At 76.3% G+C, this 19,092-nt stretch carries 20 protein-coding genes; 13 read left to right on the top strand and 7 right to left on the bottom strand.

The genetic code is table 11. The annotated features are described in order from the left end of the window. Nucleotides 1-14 precede the first annotated feature (14 nt). Complete coding sequence (gene sepH, locus AC5FZL_RS05060) at nucleotides 15-1,337, bottom strand: septation protein SepH (protein ID WP_493617479.1); 1,323 nt, start codon at nucleotides 1,335-1,337, stop codon at nucleotides 15-17. Nucleotides 1,338-1,570: 233 nt separating this feature from the next. Here sepH and AC5FZL_RS05055 point away from each other — a divergent pair, with 233 nt between their 5' ends. The 3 genes from AC5FZL_RS05055 (at nucleotide 1,571) to AC5FZL_RS05045 (ending at nucleotide 4,000) form a co-directional block, all read left to right on the top strand. Continuing rightward, the gene (locus AC5FZL_RS05055) at nucleotides 1,571-2,710 is read left to right on the top strand and encodes a ferrochelatase (RefSeq protein ID WP_493617478.1); all 1,140 of its coding nucleotides are present in this window, start codon (nucleotides 1,571-1,573) and stop codon (nucleotides 2,708-2,710) included. Continuing rightward, complete coding sequence (locus AC5FZL_RS05050; RefSeq protein WP_493617477.1) at nucleotides 2,707-3,549, top strand: inositol monophosphatase family protein; 843 nt, start codon at nucleotides 2,707-2,709, stop codon at nucleotides 3,547-3,549. The genes AC5FZL_RS05055 and AC5FZL_RS05050 overlap by 4 nt, the downstream gene beginning before the upstream one ends. 151 nt (nucleotides 3,550-3,700) lie before the next feature. Continuing rightward, nucleotides 3,701-4,000, top strand: a complete 300-nt coding sequence (locus tag AC5FZL_RS05045) for a DUF4193 domain-containing protein (protein ID WP_493617476.1) — start codon at nucleotides 3,701-3,703, stop codon at nucleotides 3,998-4,000. Between the two features lie 34 nt (nucleotides 4,001-4,034). Here the strand turns inward: AC5FZL_RS05045 and AC5FZL_RS05040 are convergent, their stop codons facing one another. Next, nucleotides 4,035-4,535, bottom strand: a complete 501-nt coding sequence (locus tag AC5FZL_RS05040) for a DUF3093 domain-containing protein (RefSeq protein WP_493617475.1) — start codon at nucleotides 4,533-4,535, stop codon at nucleotides 4,035-4,037. Nucleotides 4,536-4,562: 27 nt separating this feature from the next. On the opposite strand from AC5FZL_RS05040, the gene dut reads away from it, so the two are divergent. From dut to AC5FZL_RS05020, 4 genes are read left to right on the top strand one after another with little or no spacing between them, the layout of a single operon-like run. Next, on the top strand, nucleotides 4,563-5,096 hold the full coding sequence (gene dut, locus AC5FZL_RS05035; protein ID WP_493617474.1) for a dUTP diphosphatase: 534 nt from the start codon (nucleotides 4,563-4,565) through the stop codon (nucleotides 5,094-5,096). After that, the gene (locus AC5FZL_RS05030) at nucleotides 5,090-5,887 is read left to right on the top strand and encodes a DUF3710 domain-containing protein (RefSeq protein ID WP_493617473.1); all 798 of its coding nucleotides are present in this window, start codon (nucleotides 5,090-5,092) and stop codon (nucleotides 5,885-5,887) included. Before dut ends, AC5FZL_RS05030 begins: the two co-directional genes overlap by 7 nt. Before the next feature lie 37 nt (nucleotides 5,888-5,924). After that, a complete protein-coding gene (locus AC5FZL_RS05025) occupies nucleotides 5,925-6,314 on the top strand; it encodes an OB-fold nucleic acid binding domain-containing protein (protein WP_493617472.1) in 390 nt (129 codons plus the stop codon). Then, on the top strand, nucleotides 6,311-7,027 hold the full coding sequence (locus AC5FZL_RS05020; protein WP_493617471.1) for a DUF3159 domain-containing protein: 717 nt from the start codon (nucleotides 6,311-6,313) through the stop codon (nucleotides 7,025-7,027). The genes AC5FZL_RS05025 and AC5FZL_RS05020 overlap by 4 nt, the downstream gene beginning before the upstream one ends. On the opposite strand, the gene AC5FZL_RS05015 is transcribed toward AC5FZL_RS05020, so the two are convergent. Beyond that, nucleotides 6,948-7,634, bottom strand: coding sequence for a potassium channel family protein (locus AC5FZL_RS05015; RefSeq protein WP_493617470.1), 687 nt, complete (start codon nucleotides 7,632-7,634; stop codon nucleotides 6,948-6,950). The two genes, AC5FZL_RS05020 and AC5FZL_RS05015, sit on opposite strands and share 80 nt — an antisense overlap. A gap of 30 nt (nucleotides 7,635-7,664) precedes the next feature. Beyond that, on the bottom strand, nucleotides 7,665-8,330 hold the full coding sequence (locus AC5FZL_RS05010; RefSeq protein ID WP_493617469.1) for a potassium channel family protein: 666 nt from the start codon (nucleotides 8,328-8,330) through the stop codon (nucleotides 7,665-7,667). A gap of 96 nt (nucleotides 8,331-8,426) precedes the next feature. On the opposite strand from AC5FZL_RS05010, the gene AC5FZL_RS05005 reads away from it, so the two are divergent. The 3 genes from AC5FZL_RS05005 (at nucleotide 8,427) to AC5FZL_RS04995 (ending at nucleotide 12,298) form a co-directional block, all read left to right on the top strand. Continuing rightward, nucleotides 8,427-10,484 carry an APC family permease gene (locus AC5FZL_RS05005; RefSeq protein WP_493617468.1) on the top strand — a complete coding sequence of 686 codons (2,058 nt, stop codon included), beginning with the start codon at nucleotides 8,427-8,429 and terminating at the stop codon, nucleotides 10,482-10,484. Beyond that, nucleotides 10,481-11,875, top strand: coding sequence for a class I SAM-dependent RNA methyltransferase (locus tag AC5FZL_RS05000; protein WP_493617467.1), 1,395 nt, complete (start codon nucleotides 10,481-10,483; stop codon nucleotides 11,873-11,875). The genes AC5FZL_RS05005 and AC5FZL_RS05000 overlap by 4 nt, the downstream gene beginning before the upstream one ends. A gap of 78 nt (nucleotides 11,876-11,953) precedes the next feature. Next, nucleotides 11,954-12,298, top strand: a complete 345-nt coding sequence (locus AC5FZL_RS04995; protein ID WP_493617466.1) for a hypothetical protein — start codon at nucleotides 11,954-11,956, stop codon at nucleotides 12,296-12,298. Between the two features lie 9 nt (nucleotides 12,299-12,307). On the opposite strand, the gene AC5FZL_RS04990 is transcribed toward AC5FZL_RS04995, so the two are convergent. Together AC5FZL_RS04990 and AC5FZL_RS04985 are read right to left on the bottom strand one after the other, a co-directional pair. Next, nucleotides 12,308-12,541 carry a hypothetical protein gene (locus tag AC5FZL_RS04990; RefSeq protein ID WP_493617465.1) on the bottom strand — a complete coding sequence of 78 codons (234 nt, stop codon included), beginning with the start codon at nucleotides 12,539-12,541 and terminating at the stop codon, nucleotides 12,308-12,310. Further along, entirely contained in the window at nucleotides 12,538-12,969 is a 432-nt protein-coding gene (locus AC5FZL_RS04985; RefSeq protein WP_493617464.1) for an ATP-binding protein, read from the bottom strand. The genes AC5FZL_RS04990 and AC5FZL_RS04985 overlap by 4 nt, the downstream gene beginning before the upstream one ends. Before the next feature lie 348 nt (nucleotides 12,970-13,317). Here AC5FZL_RS04985 and AC5FZL_RS04980 point away from each other — a divergent pair, with 348 nt between their 5' ends. From AC5FZL_RS04980 to dxs, 3 genes are all read left to right on the top strand, one after another. After that, nucleotides 13,318-16,179, top strand: coding sequence for an aconitate hydratase (locus AC5FZL_RS04980; protein WP_493617463.1), 2,862 nt, complete (start codon nucleotides 13,318-13,320; stop codon nucleotides 16,177-16,179). Further along, nucleotides 16,176-16,544: a hypothetical protein gene (locus tag AC5FZL_RS04975; protein WP_493617462.1), complete on the top strand. Its 369-nt coding sequence runs from the start codon at nucleotides 16,176-16,178 to the stop codon at nucleotides 16,542-16,544. The genes AC5FZL_RS04980 and AC5FZL_RS04975 overlap by 4 nt, the downstream gene beginning before the upstream one ends. A gap of 79 nt (nucleotides 16,545-16,623) precedes the next feature. Further along, nucleotides 16,624-18,540 carry a 1-deoxy-D-xylulose-5-phosphate synthase gene (gene dxs / locus AC5FZL_RS04970; RefSeq protein ID WP_493617461.1) on the top strand — a complete coding sequence of 639 codons (1,917 nt, stop codon included), beginning with the start codon at nucleotides 16,624-16,626 and terminating at the stop codon, nucleotides 18,538-18,540. 12 nt (nucleotides 18,541-18,552) lie between these two features. On the opposite strand, the gene AC5FZL_RS04965 is transcribed toward dxs, so the two are convergent. Then, the coding region (locus AC5FZL_RS04965; RefSeq protein WP_493617460.1) for a hypothetical protein at nucleotides 18,553-19,092 on the bottom strand (540 nt) is incomplete at its 5' end.

Below are 19,092 nucleotides of genomic sequence, written 5' to 3'. Positions count from 1 at the left end.
CGGCCCGGCCGGGGTCAGTCGGGGCGGGGGCTGCCGAAGACGATCTCGTCCCAGCTGGGCACGCTGGAGCGGCGGGTCCGCGGGCGCGCGGTGGGCCGGCCGTCGGCGCCCTGCTCGTCCGCGCCCGGCTCCGCGCCGGGGACCGCCTCGTCGAGGGCCTCGTCGACGGCGTCGTGCTCGCCCGTCAGCTCGTGCTCGCCGGTCAGGCCGATGTCGCCCGTCTCCGGGGCGCCGACGACGCCCAGGCGCACCACGGGCAGCTCGCGGCTGGGGTCCACCACGTCGCCCTCGCCGGTGTCGGAGTGCTGCCAGGGCACCGAGCGCAGCCGGGGCTCGGGGAGCGCCAGCACCTCGGGGTCGACGGCCTCGTCCGGGTGGGACGCCGGCGGGTGCGCCGCTGGGGGCAGGTCCAGCAGGGCGTTGACGAGGTCGTCGTCCTCCTCCTCGTCCCAGTCGCCGTCGCCCTCGTCGAGGTCGAGCACGGGCAGCCGCCGCCCCCGCCGGTCGCGGAGGGCGTCGAGCAGGTCGAGGGTGCGCGCGGCGACCTCCTCGCTCGTGGGCGGCTCGGCGACCAGGGGCGGGGCCGGCACGACCGGCACCTCGCGCACCGCGCCGTCGGTCTCGACGTCGTAGACCCGCACGGCCGACAGGCGCCGGCCGCCGGGGCCCGCGTCGGCCTCCGCGTCGGCGGTCAGCCAGCGCGCCTCGTCGTCCAGGGGTTCCAGGGCCGAGCTGGCGGTGTCGAACGACCACTGCGCCACGCGGTCGCGGCCGCCGGCGCGGAAGGCCACCTGCACCGACCAGCCGATCTCCTCGCGCCGCCACGCGTCCCACGCCAGGGCCGTGGCCTCGACGCCGCGGCCGGCCAGGCGCGTGCGCACGAGCTCCTCCAGGGCCGGGCGGGCGCGCACCGTGCGGACGGTGGCCTCGCGCGCCAGCGCCGCCACGTGCGCCCGCTCGGCCAGCACCGGGCCCTCGTAGCGGCGGACCTGCTCCACGGGCACACCGGCGGACTCGGCGACCTCCTCGGCCGTCTCACCGGCGCGGATGCGCACCTGGATGTCGCGGGGCCGCAGCGGCACGCGCTCCGCGGGAGCCACCGCGGGGGCCGGGCCCGTGCGGCGCGCGGCGGCGCGCAGGGCGGCGTCGATGCTCAGGCGGTAGCGGACGCCGTCCGGCCCGACCAGCAGCAGGCTCGTGCCGTCGGCGCTGATCCCCTCGGGACCGGGGACCAGGGACAGCACCACCGGCTGCACCGGGCCGGGGGAGCCGGCGGCGCTGGGAGGGACTCCGTCGACCACGGTCCCGCTGGTCGCGCTCTCGGTGGTGTCGCGCACGCTCGTCGCCTCCTCCCCTCGCCGCGGCGAGCCGCCCGGCCCGCGGACGCGGGGAGGCGGCTGCCTGGCACCGGCCGGTGGCAGACCGGCGGAGGGGACAGCGTGCCACCCCCCGGCGGGCGAGTCGAGCAGATGGCCGGGCGCGCCGCGCTCGACATCCTCCCCGCACCCGGCCCCGTGCGTGGCCGACCTCACGGCGCCCGGCGCGGCGAGCGCCTCCCGCGGTTGGCAGGATGAACCGGGTGAGCAGCCCCGACGCCCTGACCGCGCCCTACGACGCGCTCGTCCTGCTGTCCTTCGGCGGTCCGGAGGCCCCCGAGGAGGTCGTGCCCTTCCTCGAGAACGTCACCCGGGGCCGTGGCATCCCGCGCGAGCGGCTGGAGCAGGTCGGCGAGCACTACTTCGCCTTCGGCGGCCGCAGCCCGATCAACGACCAGAACAAGGAGCTGCTGGCGGCCCTGCGCGCCGAGCTCGCCGCCCGCGGCGCAGACCTGCCGGTGGTGTGGGGCAACCGCAACTGGGACCCGTACCTCACCGACGCCCTGCGCGAGGCCCACGAGGCCGGGGCGCGGCGGGTGCTGGTGCTGACCACCAGCGCCTACGCCTCGTACTCCGGCTGCCGGCAGTACCGCGAGGACGTCGCGGAGTCGCTCATCGCCCTGGCCGGCGAGGGCCGCGCGATGCACGCGGACAAGGTGCGCCACTACTTCAACACCCCCGGCTTCGTCGCGGCGAACACCGACGCGGTCCTGGCCGCGCTCGCCGAGCTGCCCGCGAGCGCCCAGGGGGACGTCCGCCTGGTCTTCGTCACCCACTCCATCCCCACCGGGATGGCCGCGGCCGCCGGCCCGCAGGGCGGGGCGTACGAGGCCCAGCACGCCGCGGTGGTCGAGGCGGTGGCCAGCGCCGTCGCCGAGCGCACCGGCCGGGCGCTGCCGGCCTCCCTGGTCTACTGCTCGCGCTCGGGGCCGCCGTCCCAGCCGTGGCTGGAGCCCGACGTCAACGACCACCTCACCGAGCTGCGGTCCGCCGGCGCGACCGGGGTCGTCGTCGCGCCGATCGGGTTCATCAGCGACCACATGGAGGTCAAGTTCGACCTCGACACCGAGGCCGCCGAGACCGCCGGCGAGGTCGGCCTGCCGATGGCCCGCGCCGCCACGGCCGGCGTCCACCGCGACTTCGTCTCCGGTCTGGTCGACCTCGTGCTGGAGCGGGCGGCGGTCGAGCGCGGCGAGGACGTCGAGCGCCCGGCCGTCACGGCGCTCGGTCCCTCCCACGACGTGTGCCCGGTGGGCTGCTGCGCCAACCTGCGCACCCCCGACCGGCCCGCGGCGTGCGGCGTGGACTGGGCCGACCCGCTGCAGCCGGCATGAGCGCCGCCGGCGCGGTGCCGCTGCCCCCCGGGGTGGACGCCGACCTGCTGGCCGAGCTGGGCGCCCTGGCCGAGTCGCTGGCCCGCGCGGCCGGCGACCTGGTGCGCGACACCCGCCCGGACGGCCTCGGCGTCGCGGCGACGAAGACCAGCGCCGTGGACGTCGTCACCGCGATGGACCTCGCCGCCGAGGAGCTCATCACCGCGCGCCTGCGCGCCGAGCGGCCGGACGACGGCCTGCTGGGGGAGGAGGGCGCCTCGCGGACCGGCACGAGCGGGCTGACCTGGGTGGTCGACCCCATCGACGGCACCGTCAACTACCTCTACCGCCTGCCCGCGCACGCCGTCAGCGTCGCCGTGGTGGCCGGTGACCCCCGCCCGCCGCACTGGCGGCCGCTGGCCGGGTGCGTGCACAACCCGGCCACCGGCGAGACCTGGACGGCCGTGGAGGGCGCCGGGGCGCACCTCGACGGCGTCCGCCTGGCGCCGGTCACCGCACCGCCGCTGGAGCAGGCCCTCGTCAGCACCGGTTTCGGCTACACCGCCCAGCGGCGCGCCGAGCAGGCCCGCGTGCTGGCCGCGCTGCTGCCCCGGGTGCGCGACGTGCGCCGCTCCGGTGCGGCCTCGGTCGACCTCTGCTCCGTGGCCAGCGGCCGCCTCGACGCCCACTACGAGCGCGGGCTGAAGCCGTGGGACGTGGCGGCCGGCTGGCTCGTGCTCACCGAGGCGGGCCGCCAGGTGGCCCTCCTCGACGACGGGCCGCCGGGGGAGGGCACCCTCGTGGCGGCCGCCCCGGAACTGGCGGCCGAGCTCGCGGCGGCGCTCGCCGACAGCGACTGACAGGAGGCGCCCAGCGCGCTGTCAGGGACGTGAGGCATGATCCCCGGCGCAGCGGGCATTCCTGCGCGTGCCGCTGCGTTGACACAGCGCGATCCCGCACTGTCCGCGACGCACTGCCCCACCCAGCACCCAGAGATCCGGAGCGGCCACCATGGCGACCGACTACGACGCCCCCCGCAAGACCGACGACGAGCTCAACGAGGACTCCATCGAGGAGCTGAAGGCCCGCCGCAACGAGGTGGGTTCCTCCGCGGTCGAGGAGGACGAGGCCGAGGCGGCCGAGGGCTTCGAGCTCCCGGGCGCCGACCTGTCCAACGAGGAGCTCTCGGTGCGCGTCCTGCCGCGGCAGGCCGACGAGTTCACCTGCTCGAGCTGCTTCCTCGTCCACCACCGCAGCCAGCTCGCCAGCGACAAGGGCGGTCAGCTGATCTGCTCGGAGTGCGCTGCCTGAGCGCACCCCTCCACGACCGCTCCGGCGGGCGGTCTCAGCCGCCCGCCGGTCGGCCGGTCGCTGCTGAGCGCGCGGCCTCGACCGCGGCCAGCAGCTGCTCCGGGCGACGGCTGGAGACCAGCCACGCCGGCGTGGGGTCCTCCGGGTCGTCCAGGGCGACCAGCACGACGCCGTCGACCCAGCCGGCCAGGCACAGGTGCGTGCGCGCGTCGAGCGCAGGGCCCCGCAGCTGCCGCGCGGCCTCCCCGCGCGCCGCCGTCCCGCCGGACAGGAACCGCGCCGGCACCACCGCCGCGCCCGCGCGCAGCCCCTCCTCGACCGAGACCTCCACCCGGGCGCTCGCCCTCAGCAGGAGCGCGGTCACCGCCGCCACGCCGACGACGGCCGCCACGACCGCGGGCACCGGCCCCACCGGCAGCAGGCACACCGCCGCGAGCGCCCCCGTCAGCGGGGCCATCAGCCAGGCGCCGACCGAGGGCCACAGCCGCTCGGTGTGGAGGGGGTCGGCCACGCGACGGGGCACACCAGCGGACACGCGGTCACCCTGGCATAGGGTCGCTGCGTGAGCCGACCAGAGCCCCCCTCCGGCGTGCGGGTGCTGCTGCGCCGGCTCGACCCGGAGCTGCCCCCGCCGGCCTACGCGCACCCCGGCGACGCGGGCGCCGACCTCCTCGCGGCGGTCGACGTGGTGCTCGAGCCGGGCCAGCGGGCCACCGTGCCGACCGGGGTCGCCATCGCGCTGCCGGAGGGCTACGCGGCCTTCGTGCACCCCCGCTCCGGCCTGGCCGCGCGCCACGGGGTGACGACGCTCAACGGGCCCGGCACCGTGGACGCGGGCTACCGCGGCGAGGTGCAGGTCACGCTCGTCAACACCGACCCCGCCGAGGCCGTGCGGCTCAGCCGCGGCGACCGCATCGCCCAGCTCGTCGTGCAGCGCGTCGAGCGCGCGGAGTTCGTCCCGGTCGAGGCGCTGCCCGCCTCCGAGCGCGGCAGCGGCGGGCACGGGTCGACCGGGGGCTGGCAGGAGCAGGGCACGGAGCAGGGCACGGAGCAGGGCACGGAGCAGGGCACGGAGCAGGAGGCGGGAACGTGGTGAGCTGGCGGCGCCGGCGGGACGAGGACGAGACGGCGCCGCAGGACGCCGTGCCGGCCGCCGCGCAGGACGACGAGGGGGCCCCTGCGGAGGGGAGCCCCGAGCAGGAGCCGGCCGACGCGGCCTGGGACCGCTCGCGCGGTCCCTGGGACGAGTCCGAGGCCCCCGAGGTGCCCGCGGGCGCCCGGGTGGACCTCGGGTCGCTGCTGCTGCCGGCGATCCCGGGCATGGAGCTGCGCCTGGAGGTCGAGGAGGGCGCCCGCCGGGTGGTCGCCGCCACCGTCGGGCTGGCGGGCTCCACCGCCCAGATCCAGGTCTTCGCGGCCCCCCGCACGGCCGGCATCTGGGACGAGGTGCGCGCTGAGATCGCCGAGTCCATCACCCGTGGCGGTGGTGGGGCGCAGGAGGTGCGCGGCAGCTTCGGCCGCGAGCTGCTGGCCCGCGTGCCGGGCCGCCTCCCGGACGGCCGCACCGGTCACCGCCCGGCCCGCTTCGTGGGCGTGGACGGCCCGCGCTGGTTCCTGCGCGCGGTGATCAGCGGGCCGGCCGTGAGCCTGCCGGAGGCGGCCGCGCCGCTGGAGGCGATGCTCCGCGCGTCGGTCGTCGTCCGCGGCGCGGAGGCCATGGCCCCTCGCGACCTGCTCGTTCTCAAGCTGCCGACCGGGGGCGTGACCGCCGTCGCCGGCACCCGGCCGCCCGGCGTCCCCGGGGCGGGGCAGCCCGCTGCGCCGCAGGCCCCCGCCGAGCCCGGGGCCCCTCCGGCGCCCGCCCCTCTGGACCGGCCGGGGGAGTAGTGCTCCCGCACCCCCCGGAAGTGCCTACGCTGGGTGCATGCAGGCATCGAGCGGCACGCGCAGCCGGCTCCGCAGCGCGCTGGCCCGTCTGACCGTCGACCGGGAGCAGCTCGACGCCGAGGACGCGCAGGCGCGCGCCTCGGCCATGGGGGGCACGCCGTGCGCGATGCTCTCCGGCCGCCGCCGCGCCAGCGTCTCCGGCACCCTGCGCACGGTCACCCTCCAGCCGCGGGCCGGGGTGCCGGCCCTGCAGGCGGAGCTCTTCGACGGCACCGGCACGCTCACGGTGATCTGGCTGGGCCGCCGGGAGATCCCGGGCATCGTGCCGGGCCAGGCCGTGCGCGTGGAGGGCTTCATCGGCTGCGACGACGGCACCAAGACCGTCTACAACCCCCGCTACGAGATCGTCCCGGCCGCAGGCGCGTGAGCGCCGACCCGCAGCGCCCCGACCGCGGCAGCCTGGCGCGGGCCGCCACCAGCAGCCAGTTCTCCCTGGCGGAGGCCGTCGGTGGCCCGCGCGGGTTCGTCGAGTCGGTCCTGCCGACCCTGGTCTTCGTCGTGGCGCACACCGCCACCGACGCGCTGCGCACCGCGCTGCTGCTGGCCCTGGCCGCCGCCGCCGTGCTCGTCCTCGCGCGCCTGGCGGCCCGGCTCACCCCGGCGCCGGCGCTGACCGGAGCGGCCGGCGTCGGCATCTGCGCCCTCGTCGCCTCCCGCACCGGCGAGGCCGTCGACTTCTACGGCCCCGGCCTGCTCATCAACATCGCCTATTGCGCGGCCTTCCTCGCCTCCACGCTGCGCTGGCCGCGGGTGGCGGGGCAGCCCGCGGGCCCGTGGCCGGTGATCGGCCTCGTGGTGGGCGGCCTGCGCGGCGAGGGTCTCGCCTGGCGCTCCGACCCGGTGCTCGTGCGCGTCTACCGGCGCCTGACCTGGCTGTGGGCGGGCCTGTTCGCCCTGCGCCTGGTCGTGCAGGTGCCGCTCTACGAGGCCGGCGCCGTCGAGGCGCTGGGCGTGGCCCGCCTCGTCATGGGCGTGCCGCTGTTCGCCCTGGCGGCCTGGGTCACCTGGCGCTGGCTGCGCCCGGTGGCTGGTGAGGAGCCAGCAGCAGCTGCAGCGCCTCCTCGCTCTCGGCCACGGTGAGCAGCAGCAGCTGGTCGCGGCCCTCCAGGGCGTCGTCCGCGGTGGGCGCGATGGGGCGGCCGCCGCGGATGATCCCCACGAGCACCGTGTCCGCCGGCCAGACGACGTCGCCCACGCGCGTGCCCGACAGCGCCGAGCCCTCGGGGAGGGTCAGCTCCACCATCGCGGCCTGACCCTGCTGGAAGGTGAACATCCGCACGAGGTCGCCGACGGAGACGGCCTCCTCCACCAGCGCGGTCATCATCCGGGGCGTGGAGACCGCGACGTCGACCCCCCACGCCTCGTCGAACATCCACTCGTTCTTGGGGTTGTTCACCCGGGCCACCGTGCGCGGCACGGCGTACTCGGTCTTGGCCAGCAGGCTCGTGACGAGGTTGGCCTTGTCGTCGCCGGTCGCGGCGACCACGACGTCGGCGCTCTCCAGCCGGGCCTCGGCCAGCGAGGAGGTCTCGCAGGCGTCGGCGAGCAGCCACTCGGCGTCCGGCACCGACGACAGCTTCATGGCCTTCGGGTCGCGGTCGACCAGGAGGACCTGGTGCCCGTTGCCCAGCAGCTCGCGGGCGATGGAGCGGCCCACGATGCCGGCTCCGGCGATGACGACGCGCACGTGCGGTCCCTCCTCCTGGCTCGGGCGGTCTCAGTCGTCGCCGGGCGGAGGCGCCGCGAGGGCGGCCGCGACGGCCTCGACGTCGGCGGTGTGCACCAGCAGGTGCAGCAGGTCGCCGTCCTGGTGCACGGTGTCCGGTCCGGGCAGCACCGCGCGGCCCAGGCGGGTGACGTAGGCGGTGCGGACGCCGACGGCGGCCTCGAGCCGAGACAGGCGGACGCCGACCCAGCCGCGGTGGACCGCCGCCTGCACGAGGCTCAGCTCGCCGCTGGGGTCGCGGTACTCGCTCGTCGCCCCCTCCGGGAGCAGCCGGCGCAGCACCTGGTCGGCCGCCCACGTGACCGTGGCCACCGTGGGGATGCCCAGGCGCGAGTAGACCTCGGCGCGGCCCGGGTCGTAGATGCGCGCCACGACGTTGGTCACGCCGAACGTCTCGCGCGCGACCCGCGCGGCGAGGATGTTGGAGTTGTCCCCGCTGCTGACGGCGGCGAAGGCGTCGGCGCGGTCGGTGCCCGCCTCGCGGAGGGTGTCGCGGTCGAAGCCGACCCCGGTGACCGTCTGCCCCTCGAAGGAGGCGCCGAGGCGCCGGAAGGCGTCGGGGTTCTGGTCGACCACGGTCACGTCGTGGCCGTGCTGCTGCAGGGAGCGCGCCAGGGCGGACCCCACCCGGCCGCAGCCCATGATCACGACGTGCACGCGACCTCCTCGACCGCTCGGCGCCGCGAACGCTACACGCACGCGCGGACGGCGCATGGACGGCTCCGAGGGGGAGCGGACCTACCATGGTGGCTCGTGGTCACCCCTGATGCGGTGAAGCGGCTGCTGGTCGGTCGCCCCGTGCGCAGCGACCGGCTCGGCGAGACGCTGCTCCCCAAGCGCATCGCCCTGCCGGTCTTCGCCTCCGACGCCCTGTCGTCGGTCGCCTACGCCCCCGACGAGATCCTCCTCACGCTCGCCATCGCCGGCACGAGCGCCTACGTGCTCTCGCCGTGGGTGGCGCTGACCGTCGTCGTGGTGCTCGTCGTCGTGGTCTCGTCCTACCGCCAGAACGTGCACGCCTACCCCTCCGGTGGCGGGGACTACGAGGTCGTCACCGAGAACCTCGGCCGCACCGGCGGCGTCGTCGTCGGCAGCGCCCTGCTCGTGGACTACGTGCTCACCGTGGCGGTCTCGATCTCCTCCGGCGCCCAGTACGCGGCGTCCGCCCTGCCGTTCCTGCGCGGCCACGAGGCGATGCTCGCGGTGCTGCTCATCCTCGTGCTGACGAGCCTGAACCTGCGCGGCGTGCGCGAGTCGGGCACGGCCTTCGCCATCCCCACCTACGTCTTCATGGCCGCGGTGCTGGGGATGGCCGGGTGGGGCTTCCTGCGCGCCGCCCTCGGCGACCTGCCCCAGGCCCCCAGCGCGGGGCTGGAGCTGGTGCCCGAGGAGGGCGTGGAGGCCGGCCTCAACGGGGTGGCCGGGGCCTTCCTCGTGCTGCGGGCCTTCTCCTCCGGCTGCGCGGCGCTGACCGGCGTCGAGGCGATCAGCAACGGCGTCCCCGCCTTCCGGCGGCCCAAGAGCCGCAACGCGGCCACGACGCTGGCCCTGCTCGGCGGGACCAGCATCGTCATGCTGCTCAGCGTGATGGCGCTCGCGCGCGCCACCGGGCTGCAGTTCGCCGAGCGCCCCGCCGAGCAGCTGCTGCGGAACGGCGTCCCGGTCGGCGACTCCTACGTGCAGGACCCGGTGATCGGCCAGATCGCGCGCACCGTCTTCGACGGGTTCGCGCCGGCCTTCTACCTCGTGGCGGTCTCCACCGGGGTGATCCTCGTCCTGGCCGCCAACACCGCGTTCAACGGCTTCCCGGTGCTCGGCTCGATCCTCGCGCGCGACGGCCTGCTGCCCCGCCAGCTGCACACCCGCGGCGACCGCCTGGCCTTCAGCAACGGCATCCTCGCCCTGGCCGGCGCCGCCATCGTCCTGGTGCTCGCCTTCGACGCCGAGGTCACCCGGCTGATCCAGCTCTACATCGTCGGGGTGTTCATCTCCTTCACGATGAGCCAGACCGGGATGGTGCGGCACTGGACCCGGCTGCTGGCGTCCGAGACCGACGCCGCCGCGCGCGCGAGGATGCAGCGCTCGCGGGCGATCAACGCCGTCGGGCTCGTGATGACCGGCGTGGTCCTCGTCATCGTGCTGCTGACCAAGTTCACCCGCGGCGCCTGGATCACGCTCGTGGCGATGGCCGTCCTCTTCGTGATCATGCGCGGCATCCGCAGCCACTACGACGCGGTGGCCCGCGAGCTGGCCGCGGAGGAGGGCCCCAGCGGCAAGGTGCTGCCCTCGCGCGTGCACGCGGTCGTCCTCGTCTCGAAGCTGCACAAGCCGACCCTGCGCGCGCTCGCCTACGCCCGCGCCTCCCGGCCGTCGGTGCTGGAGGCGCTGACCGTCTCGGTCGAGCCCGAGGACGACGCGGAGCTGCGCGCGCGGTGGGACGCCATGGGGATCCCCGTGCCGCTCAAGACGCTGGAGTCGCCCTACCGCGAGGTCACCCGCCCGATCGTCGACTACGTGCGGCACCTGCGGCGCGAGAGCCCGCGCGACCTCGTCGTGGTCTACATCCCGGAGTACGTCGTGGGCCACTGGTGGGAGCAGCTGCTGCACAACCAGAGCGCCCTGCGGCTGAAGGGCCGCCTGCTCTACACCCCCGGCGTCGTCGTCGCCAGCGTGCCCTGGCAGCTGCACTCCTCGGCCGGCGCGGGCGACCGCTGGGACGCCGCCGCACCGGGGCTGGTGCGCCAGGGCGCCGCCGACCCCAGCCTCGGCACCGCCCCAGACCCCTCGGACCGGACCGGAGCCCCCTCGTGAGCGGACCCCTGCACGACCCGCGCGACCCCGACCCGGTCGAGCCCGCTCCCGCACCGCACGCCGGGGACGCCGGCGCCGAGAGCCCCGTCGGCCTCGAGGTCGAGGTGGACGTCGGCCCCGTCGCCCACGGCGGGCACTGCGTGGCCCGCCACGAGGGCCGGGTGCTCTTCGTGCGCCACGCCCTGCCCGGCGAGCGCGTGGTCGCCCGGGTGACCGAGGGCGCCGCCGGCGACAGCTACTGGCGCGCGGACGCCGTCCGCGTCGTCACCGCCTCCCCGGACCGCATCGAGCCGCCGTGCCCGTGGGCGCGGCCGGGCCTGTGCGGCGGGTGCGACTGGCAGCACGCCGCCCTGCCCGCCCAGCGCGCCCTCAAGGCCGCGGTGGTCACCGAGCAGCTCTCCCGCCTGGCCGGGCTGGACGTCGCGGTCGAGGTCGAGGCCGTCGAGGGCCCCGGCGTGGACGTCGAGGCAGGGCTGGGCTGGCGCACCCGCGTGCAGTACGCGGTCCGCGACGACGCGCGCGCCGGGCTGCGCGAGCACCGCTCCCACCGGGTCGTCGACATCGACTGGTGCCGGATCGCCCACCCGCGCGTGCGCGAGCTCGGCGTGCCGGGCCTGCGCTGGCCGCACCTCGGCGCGGCCGAGGTGATCGCCCCGGCCGCGGGGGAGGACCGCCTGCTGCTGCTCGACCCCCGCCCGGGCTCGGGCGGGCGCACGCCCAAGGCGCCGGCCCTGCCGGCTCCCGCGTCGGTCGCGGTGCGCACCGAGGAGGGCGTCGAGCGGGTCTCCGGGCGCACCTGGGTGGCCGAGGACGTCGAGCTGCCCGGCGGTCCGCGCACCTTCCGGGTGACCGGGTCGGGCTTCTGGCAGGTGCACCCCGGCGCGGCCCGCACCCTGTCGGCCGCCGCGCTCGAGGCGGCCGCGCCCGCCGCGGGGGAGACCGCCGTCGACCTGTACTCCGGCGTCGGGCTCTTCGCCGCCGCCCTGGCGCAGGCCGTGGGGGAGGACGGGCGGGTCGTCGCCGTGGAGTCCGACGCCCGCGCCACCGCCGACGCCCGGCGCAACCTCCGCGACCTCGCGGCCGTGCGGATCGTCACCGCCCGCGTCGACCGCGCGCTGGCCGGGGCCGCCCTCGGACTGGAGCGCGCGGACGTCGTCCTGCTCGACCCGCCGCGCACCGGCGCGAAGAAGGACGTCGTGGCGCGGATCGCGGCGCTCGCGCCGCGGGTCGTGGTCTACGTGGCGTGCGACCCGGCGGCGCTGGCCCGCGACGTGGCGACCTTCGCCCGCCACGGGTACGTCCTCGACGGGCTGCGCGCCTTCGACCTGTTCCCCCAGACCCACCACGTGGAGTGCGTGGCCCGGCTGGTCCCGGCGGCGGCCGACCGCTGACGCCCGGGCGCCTCGAGTGGCGCCCGGTGGCGGAAGCGGTTGGGTGGGGGGTGCCGGTCCAGACCCAGGAGGCCTCCCGTGGACACGTGGCTCATCGTCGTGCTGGTCGTCGTCGTCCTGCTCCTCATCGCCCTGGCCGTGGCGCTCCCGCGGCTGCGCGCCAAGAAGCGGCAGCGGAACCAGGCTCAGGCCCAGCAGCACCTCCAGCAGGCGCACCTGCGCTCGGCCCGGGCCGAGAAGGAGGCCGCAGCGGCTGAGGAGCAGGCGGCCCGGGCCCGGCGCGAGCGCGCCGAGGTCGAGGAGCGCACCGCGCAGGAGGCGAACGAGGCGCAGCAGCGCGCCGAGCACGCAGCCCGCGAGCGGGCCGAGGCGGCGAGCCTGAAGCGGCGCGCCGAGAAGCTCGACCCGCGCCTGCGCGACTGACGGACGGGCTCAGCGCCGGAGGACGCAGGGCGCCAGCGGCAGCTGCACCCGCTGCGGGCGGACGCCGGCGCTCGGGCTGGTCAGCAGGTAGGCCTCGACCTGCGGGTCGCGGTGGGCGGTGGCCCAGGCGGCCATCGCCGGGGGGTCCCAGCGGCCGGGCACCAGGTGCTGCGCGCCGCAGGCCCGGCACGCCAGCTCGACGTCGACGACCCGCTCCAGCAGGGCCGGTCGCCGCGGGGTCACCGGCGCAGCAGGCGGAACCAGAAGACGCGGCCGCGCTCGGTGGTGTCAGCGCCCCACTCGTCCGCGAGGGCGTCGACGAGGGTGGCGCCCCAGTCGTCGGAGCGGTCGGGGGCCTGCGCCGGGGAGGGCCCGCCGTCCTGCAGGCCGACCACGACGGACTGCGCGTCCACGGTCACGGCCACGATGAACGGCTGCCCGGTGGCGCGCTCGATCGCCTTGGTGGCGGTCTCCGACGTCAGCAGCTGGGCCACGTCGAGGATGCGGGGGTCGCCCACACGGGCCTCGTACAGCGCCTGGGCCACGAACGCCCGGGCCTGGCGCGGAGCGCGCCGGGAGATGGGGAAGGCCTCGGTGGCCGTGGTCGGCGGGGCGCTGGCCACCGGAGCCCGGCGCACCGCGCCGACGGGCGGGGTGACCGGCAGGCTCACCGGCGCGCTCCCCGGCAGGTTCGCCGGGAGGGGCGGGGTCGCGGTGCGCGGCGGGCTCGGCGGTGCGGCGGCGGGCGGGCTCGCCGGCGGCGCCGGCGGAGGAGCCGCGGGGAGGGGCTCCAGCGGTGCGTCGTCCGGTGGCGCGCTCGTGGTCCAGCTGGGGGTCCAGCTGGGGCTCCAGGGCTCCGGGTGCGCCATCGGGATCAGGTTACCCACGTCCGGGCCGGCGCGGCTCCCGCTGGTATCTTGACGTCGAAGTACTTCCGGGCGCCCGCTGGGGGCGGGTTCTCGCCCGGAGCCGGCTGCGCGAGGATGGGCAGACGGTCAGCGTCGACGGGGAGGACCACCATGAGCGCTGCAGAGACCACCCGCACCAGCGCGGACAGCTTCGGGGCGCGCGGCACCCTCCAGGTGGGGCCGGAGTCCTACGAGCTGTACCGCCTCTCCGCCGTGGAGGGCTCGGCCACGCTGCCCTTCAGCCTCAAGGTGCTGCTGGAGAACCTCCTGCGCACCGAGGACGGCGCGAACACCACGGCCGACCACGTGCGCGCCCTGGCGGGCTGGGACCCGACCGCCGAGCCCGACACCGAGATCCAGTTCACCCCCGCGCGCGTGGTGATGCAGGACTTCACGGGCGTGCCCTGCATCGTCGACCTGGCGACCATGCGCGAGGCCGTGGCCGACCTCGGCGGCGACCCGGCGCGGATCAACCCCCTCGCCCCGGCCGAGCTCGTCATCGACCACTCGGTGATCGTCGACGTCGCGGGCCGCACCGACGCGTTCGAGCGCAACGTCGAGATCGAGTACCAGCGCAACGGCGAGCGCTACCAGTTCCTGCGCTGGGGCCAGGGCGCCTTCGACGACTTCAAGGTCGTCCCCCCGGGCACCGGCATCGTCCACCAGGTCAACATCGAGCACCTGGCGCGCGTCGTCTACGAGCGCGGCGGCGTCGTCTACCCCGACACCTGCGTGGGCACCGACTCCCACACCACGATGGTCAACGGCCTGGGCGTGCTGGGCTGGGGCGTCGGCGGCATCGAGGCCGAGGCCGCGATGCTCGGCCAGCCGGTGAGCATGCTCATCCCGCGGGTCGTCGGGTTCAAGCTCACCGGCACCATCCCGGCCGGCGCGACCGCCACCGACGTCGTGCTGACGATCACCGAGCAGCTCCGCAAGCACGGCGTGGTGGGCAAGTTCGTCGAGTTCTACGGCGAGGGCGTCGGTGCGGTGCCGCTGGCCAACCGGGCCACGATCGGCAACATGAGCCCGGAGTTCGGCTCCACCGCCGCGATCTTCCCGATCGACGACGTGACGATCGACTACCTGCGCCTGACCGGCCGCAGCGAGGCCCAGCTCGCCCTCGTGGAGGCCTACGCCAAGGAGCAGGGCCTGTGGCACGACCCGAGCGTCGAGCCGCGCTTCTCCGAGTACCTCGAGCTCGACCTGTCGACCGTGGTGCCCTCCATCGCCGGCCCCAAGCGCCCGCAGGACCGCATCCAGCTCTCCGAGGCCAAGCAGGCCTTCCGCGCGGCGCTCGTGGACTACGCCCCGCAGGACGCCGCGTCGGCGGGGAGCGCGCCGGCCAGCGCCATGAGCGACGCCGTGGACGCCGTCCACGGCTCCAGCCAGGACGAGGCGGTCGAGGAGACCTTCCCGGCGTCCGACCCGGTGTCCGGCTCGGGCAACGGCGACCGCGCCCCCGCCCAGCCCGGCCACGCCGACGAGCGGCCCTCCCGGCGCGTGCCGGTGACCCTCGCCGACGGCACGAGCACCGAGCTCGACCACGGGCACGTGGTCATCGCGGCGATCACCTCGTGCACCAACACCTCCAACCCGTCGGTGATGATCGGCGCGGCCCTGCTGGCCCGCAACGCCGTCGACCGGGGCCTCGGCGTCAAGCCGTGGGTGAAGACCTCGATGGCGCCCGGCTCGAAGGTGGTCACCGACTACTACGAGAAGGCCGGCCTCGTGCCGTACCTGGAGAAGCTCGGCTACCACCTCGTCGGCTACGGCTGCACGACGTGCATCGGCAACTCCGGGCCGCTCGCCGAGGAGCTCTCGGCCGCGATCCAGGAGAACGACCTGTCGGTGGCGGCGGTGCTGTCCGGCAACCGCAACTTCGAGGGCCGGATCAACCCCGACGTCCAGATGAACTACCTGGCCTCCCCGCCGCTGGTCATCGCCTACGCCCTCGCCGGCACGATGGACTGGGACCCCGAGACCGACGCCCTGGGCACCGGCACCGACGGGCAGCCGGTCTTCCTGCGCGACATCTGGCCGACCGACCACGAGATCGAGCAGACCATCGCGGCGGCGATCACCCAGGACATGTTCACCACCGACTACGCCGACGTCTTCGCCGGTGACGAGCGCTGGCGCTCGCTGCCGACCCCCGAGGGCGACACCTTCGCGTGGGCGCCGGAGAGCACCTACGTGCGCAAGCCCCCGTACTTCGAGGGCATGACGGCGACGCCGGAGCCGGTCTCCGACGTCACCGGCGCGCGCGTGCTGGCCCGGCTCGGCGACTCGGTGACCACCGACCACATCAGCCCCGCCGGGTCGATCAAGGCCGACAGCCCCGCCGGGCGCTACCTCGCCGAGCACGGGGTGGAGCGCAAGGACTTCAACTCCTACGGCTCGCGCCGCGGCAACCACGAGGTGATGATCCGCGGCACCTTCGCCAACATCCGGCTGCGCAACCAGCTGCTGGAGGACGTCGCCGGTGGCTTCACCCGCGACTTCACCGTCGAGGGCGCCCCGCAGGAGACGATCTACGACGCGGCCCAGCACTACGCCGCCGCGGGCACCCCGCTCGTGGTGCTCGCCGGCAAGGAGTACGGCTCGGGCTCCAGCCGCGACTGGGCCGCCAAGGGCACCCGGCTGCTCGGCGTCCGCGTCGTCATCGCCGAGAGCTTCGAGCGCATCCACCGCTCCAACCTCATCGGGATGGGCGTGCTGCCCCTGCAGTTCCCCGAGGGCCAGAGCGCGGCGTCCCTGGGCCTGGACGGCACGGAGGTCTTCGACGTCACCGGCGTCACCGCGCTGAACGAGGGCACCACGCCGCGCACCCTGGCGGTCACCGCCACGAAGCCGTCCGGCGAGCGGGTCGCCTTCGACGCGCGGCTGCGCATCGACACCCCCGGCGAGGCGGACTACTACCGCCACGGCGGGATCCTCCAGTACGTCCTGCGCTCGCTGCTGGAGGCGTGAGCGCGCACGTCCCGCCGGGGTGGCCGCCGCAGGTCCCCCCGGCCGGGGCGGAGGGCTGGGAGCAGGCCGCGCAGGCCTGGCTCCTGGACCTGTGCCCGCCGGACTACCGCGCCCACCCGGTGCTGGTCCGCCACCCGCTCGTCCTCGCGGTGCTCGCCGGGCACCACGTGCGCGTGCAGGTGGCCGGCCAGCACCGGGCCGTGGCCACGCTGCGCACCGACCTGGCCGGGGCGGTGCCGCCGGACGTGGTGGAACGCACACTCGTCGCCCTGGAGCACGAGCAGGTGCGGCTGATGGCCGCCGAGCGCGGCGTCGCGCTGCTCGAGGAGGCCCTGCGCGGCCGCCGGCGCGCGCCGAGGCTCTGAGGGCGACCTAGAATCGTCCTCTGCCCGGACCGGGCTGCGAGGGCCGTGCGCGCCACGCGCCCATGAGGAGGACCACCGGATGACCCTGCTGTCCAGGACCACCTCCCCGCAGGACCTCCGCGGGTTGAGCCGGGCCCAGCTCGAGCAGCTCGCCGCCGAGGTGCGCACCTTCCTCGTGCAGGAGGTCTCGCGCACCGGCGGCCACCTCGGGCCGAACCTCGGGGTCGTCGAGCTGACCATCGCCCTGCACCGGGTGTTCGACTCCCCCCGCGACACCCTGGTCTTCGACACCGGGCACCAGTCCTACGTCCACAAGCTCCTCACCGGCCGCCAGGACTTCTCGCGGCTGCGCCAGCAGGGCGGCCTGTCGGGCTACCCCAGCCGCGCGGAGTCCGAGCACGACGTCGTCGAGAACTCCCACGCCTCCACGTCGCTGTCCTGGGCCGACGGCATCGCCCGCGCGCACGCGCTGCGCGGGGAGGCGGACCGGTACGTCGTGGCCGTCGTCGGCGACGGCGCCCTGACCGGCGGGATGGCCTGGGAGGCCCTCAACAACATCGCCACCAGCCAGGACCGCCGGCTGGTGATCGTCGTCAACGACAACGGCCGCTCCTACGCCCCCACCATCGGCGGGATGGCCCACCACCTGGCCACGCTGCGCACCACGCGCGGCTACGAGCGCTTCCTGGAGTGGGGCCGCGCGGCCCTTCAGCGCGGGGGCCCGCCCGGGCGCGTGGCCTACGACACGCTGCACGGCATGAAGAAGGGCCTCAAGGACATCGTGGCCCCGCAGGGCCTGTTCGAGGACCTGGGCCTGAAGTACGTCGGGCCGGTCGACGGGCACGACATCGAGGCGGTCGAGCACGCCCTGGCCCGCGCGAAGGCGTACGGCGGCCCGGTCATCGTCCACGCGATGACCCGCAAGGGGCACGGCTTCACGGCGGCCGAGACGCACGAGGACGACCGCTTCCACGCCGTCGGCGTCATCGACCCCGAGACGGGCCAGTCGATGGCCCCTCCCGGAGCCGGGCCGTCGTGGACGTCGGTGTTCGCCGACGAGATGGTCCGGGTCGGACGCCGCCGGGCGGACGTCGTGGGGATCACCGCCGCGATGCTCATCCCGGTCGGCCTGGACCGCTTCGCCGCCGAGCACCCCGACCGCGTGGTCGACGTCGGCATCGCCGAGCAGCACGCCGTCACCAGCGCCGCCGGCATGGCCTTCGCGGGCCTGCACCCGGTGGTCGCCGTCTACGCCACCTTCCTCAACCGCGCCGTCGACCAGGTCGTCATGGACGTGGCGATGCACCGCGCCGGGGTCACCTTCGTCCTCGACCGCGCGGGCGTGACCGGCCCGGACGGCGCCAGCCACCACGGCGCCTGGGACATGGCCCTGCTGGCCCCCGTCCCCGGGCTGCGCCTGGCCGCCCCGCGCGACGCCACGCGGCTGCGCGAGCTGCTGGCCGAGGCGCTCGACGTCGACGACGCCCCGACCGTCCTGCGCTTCCCCAAGGGCGTCGTGCCCGCGGACCTGCCCGCGCTGGAGACCGTCGGCGGCGTCGACGTGCTGGCCCGCGGCGCCGGGGCGGACGTCCTCGTCGTCGCCGTGGGCTCCATGGTCGGCCTCGGGCTCGACGTCGCCGACCGCCTGGCCGCGCAGGGCATCGACGCCACGGTGGTCGACCCGCGCTGGGCGCTGCCGGTGCCGGCGGCGCTCGCCGACCTGGCCCGCCGGCACCGGCTCGTGGTGACGATCGAGGACGGCGTGCGCGCCGGGGGCGTGGGGGCGCAGGTGACCCAGTCGCTGGCCGACGCCGGGGTGAGCGCGCCGGTCCACGTCGTCGGGCTCCCGCCGCGCTTCCTGCCCCACGCCAGCCAGGCGCAGGTGCTGGCCGCGGTGGGCCTGACCGGGCAGGACGTCGCCCGCGACGTCGCCGGGCGCATCGCCGGGCTCGACGCGCCCGACCCCGCCGCGGCGGTGCCCGGGCGCCAGCGCTAGGGCGGTCCGGGGCTAGAGCGAGCTCGCGGAGCCGCGCCAGACCGCCGCGAGGGCGACCTCCTCGGCCGTGACGAGCACGGGGCGGGGCAGGCCGCGCTGGTCGGGCTCGGTCGCCGTCCAGGCGGCGGCCACGAAGACCGGGTCGATCCGGGCCAGGTCGTACCAGCCGCGGCTGCGGGTGGGCACCGCCAGCGCCCGCAGGCCGCTGCCGTCCTCGCGGGCCAGGTGCTCGCGCAGGGCCGCCGAGGCCAGCAGGGTCGGCACGTCGCAGCCGCCCAGCGGCCGCAGGACCGCGGCGGAGGGCCGCCCCGGCAGCTGCCCGCGCTGCAGCCAGCGCACCTCGCGCACGAGGTGCTCGACGGCCAGGGCCCCCATGGCCTCGAGGTGCTCCGGGGTCCGCTCGGCGGCCTCGTGCAGCGGCGAGGAGGCCGGGACGGCCACGGCGTCGGGCCACAGCGGCACCGTGCCGGTCTCGCCCGGCACGACGCCCACCAGGCCCAGGCCGACGTCCAGGGCGCCGCCGAGCACCCGCCCGCGCACCCACGCCGGTCC

It is taken from the genome of Quadrisphaera sp. DVD1 (genome assembly GCF_058932755.1).
This window is presented reverse-complemented; position numbering and strand designations above follow the sequence as displayed.

Excerpts from the sequence above, each read along its gene's own strand:
- AC5FZL_RS05055 (WP_493617478.1), top strand. The coding sequence starts at position 1,571 with ATGAACCGGGTGAGCAGCCCCGACGCCCTGACCGCGCCCTACGACGCG.
- AC5FZL_RS05050 (WP_493617477.1), top strand. The coding sequence starts at position 2,707 with ATGAGCGCCGCCGGCGCGGTGCCGCTGCCCCCCGGGGTGGACGCCGAC.
- AC5FZL_RS05045 (WP_493617476.1), top strand. The coding sequence starts at position 3,701 with ATGGCGACCGACTACGACGCCCCCCGCAAGACCGACGACGAGCTCAAC.
- AC5FZL_RS05025 (WP_493617472.1), top strand. The coding sequence starts at position 5,925 with ATGCAGGCATCGAGCGGCACGCGCAGCCGGCTCCGCAGCGCGCTGGCC.
- AC5FZL_RS04980 (WP_493617463.1), top strand. The coding sequence starts at position 13,318 with ATGAGCGCTGCAGAGACCACCCGCACCAGCGCGGACAGCTTCGGGGCG.
- dxs (WP_493617461.1), top strand. The coding sequence starts at position 16,624 with ATGACCCTGCTGTCCAGGACCACCTCCCCGCAGGACCTCCGCGGGTTG.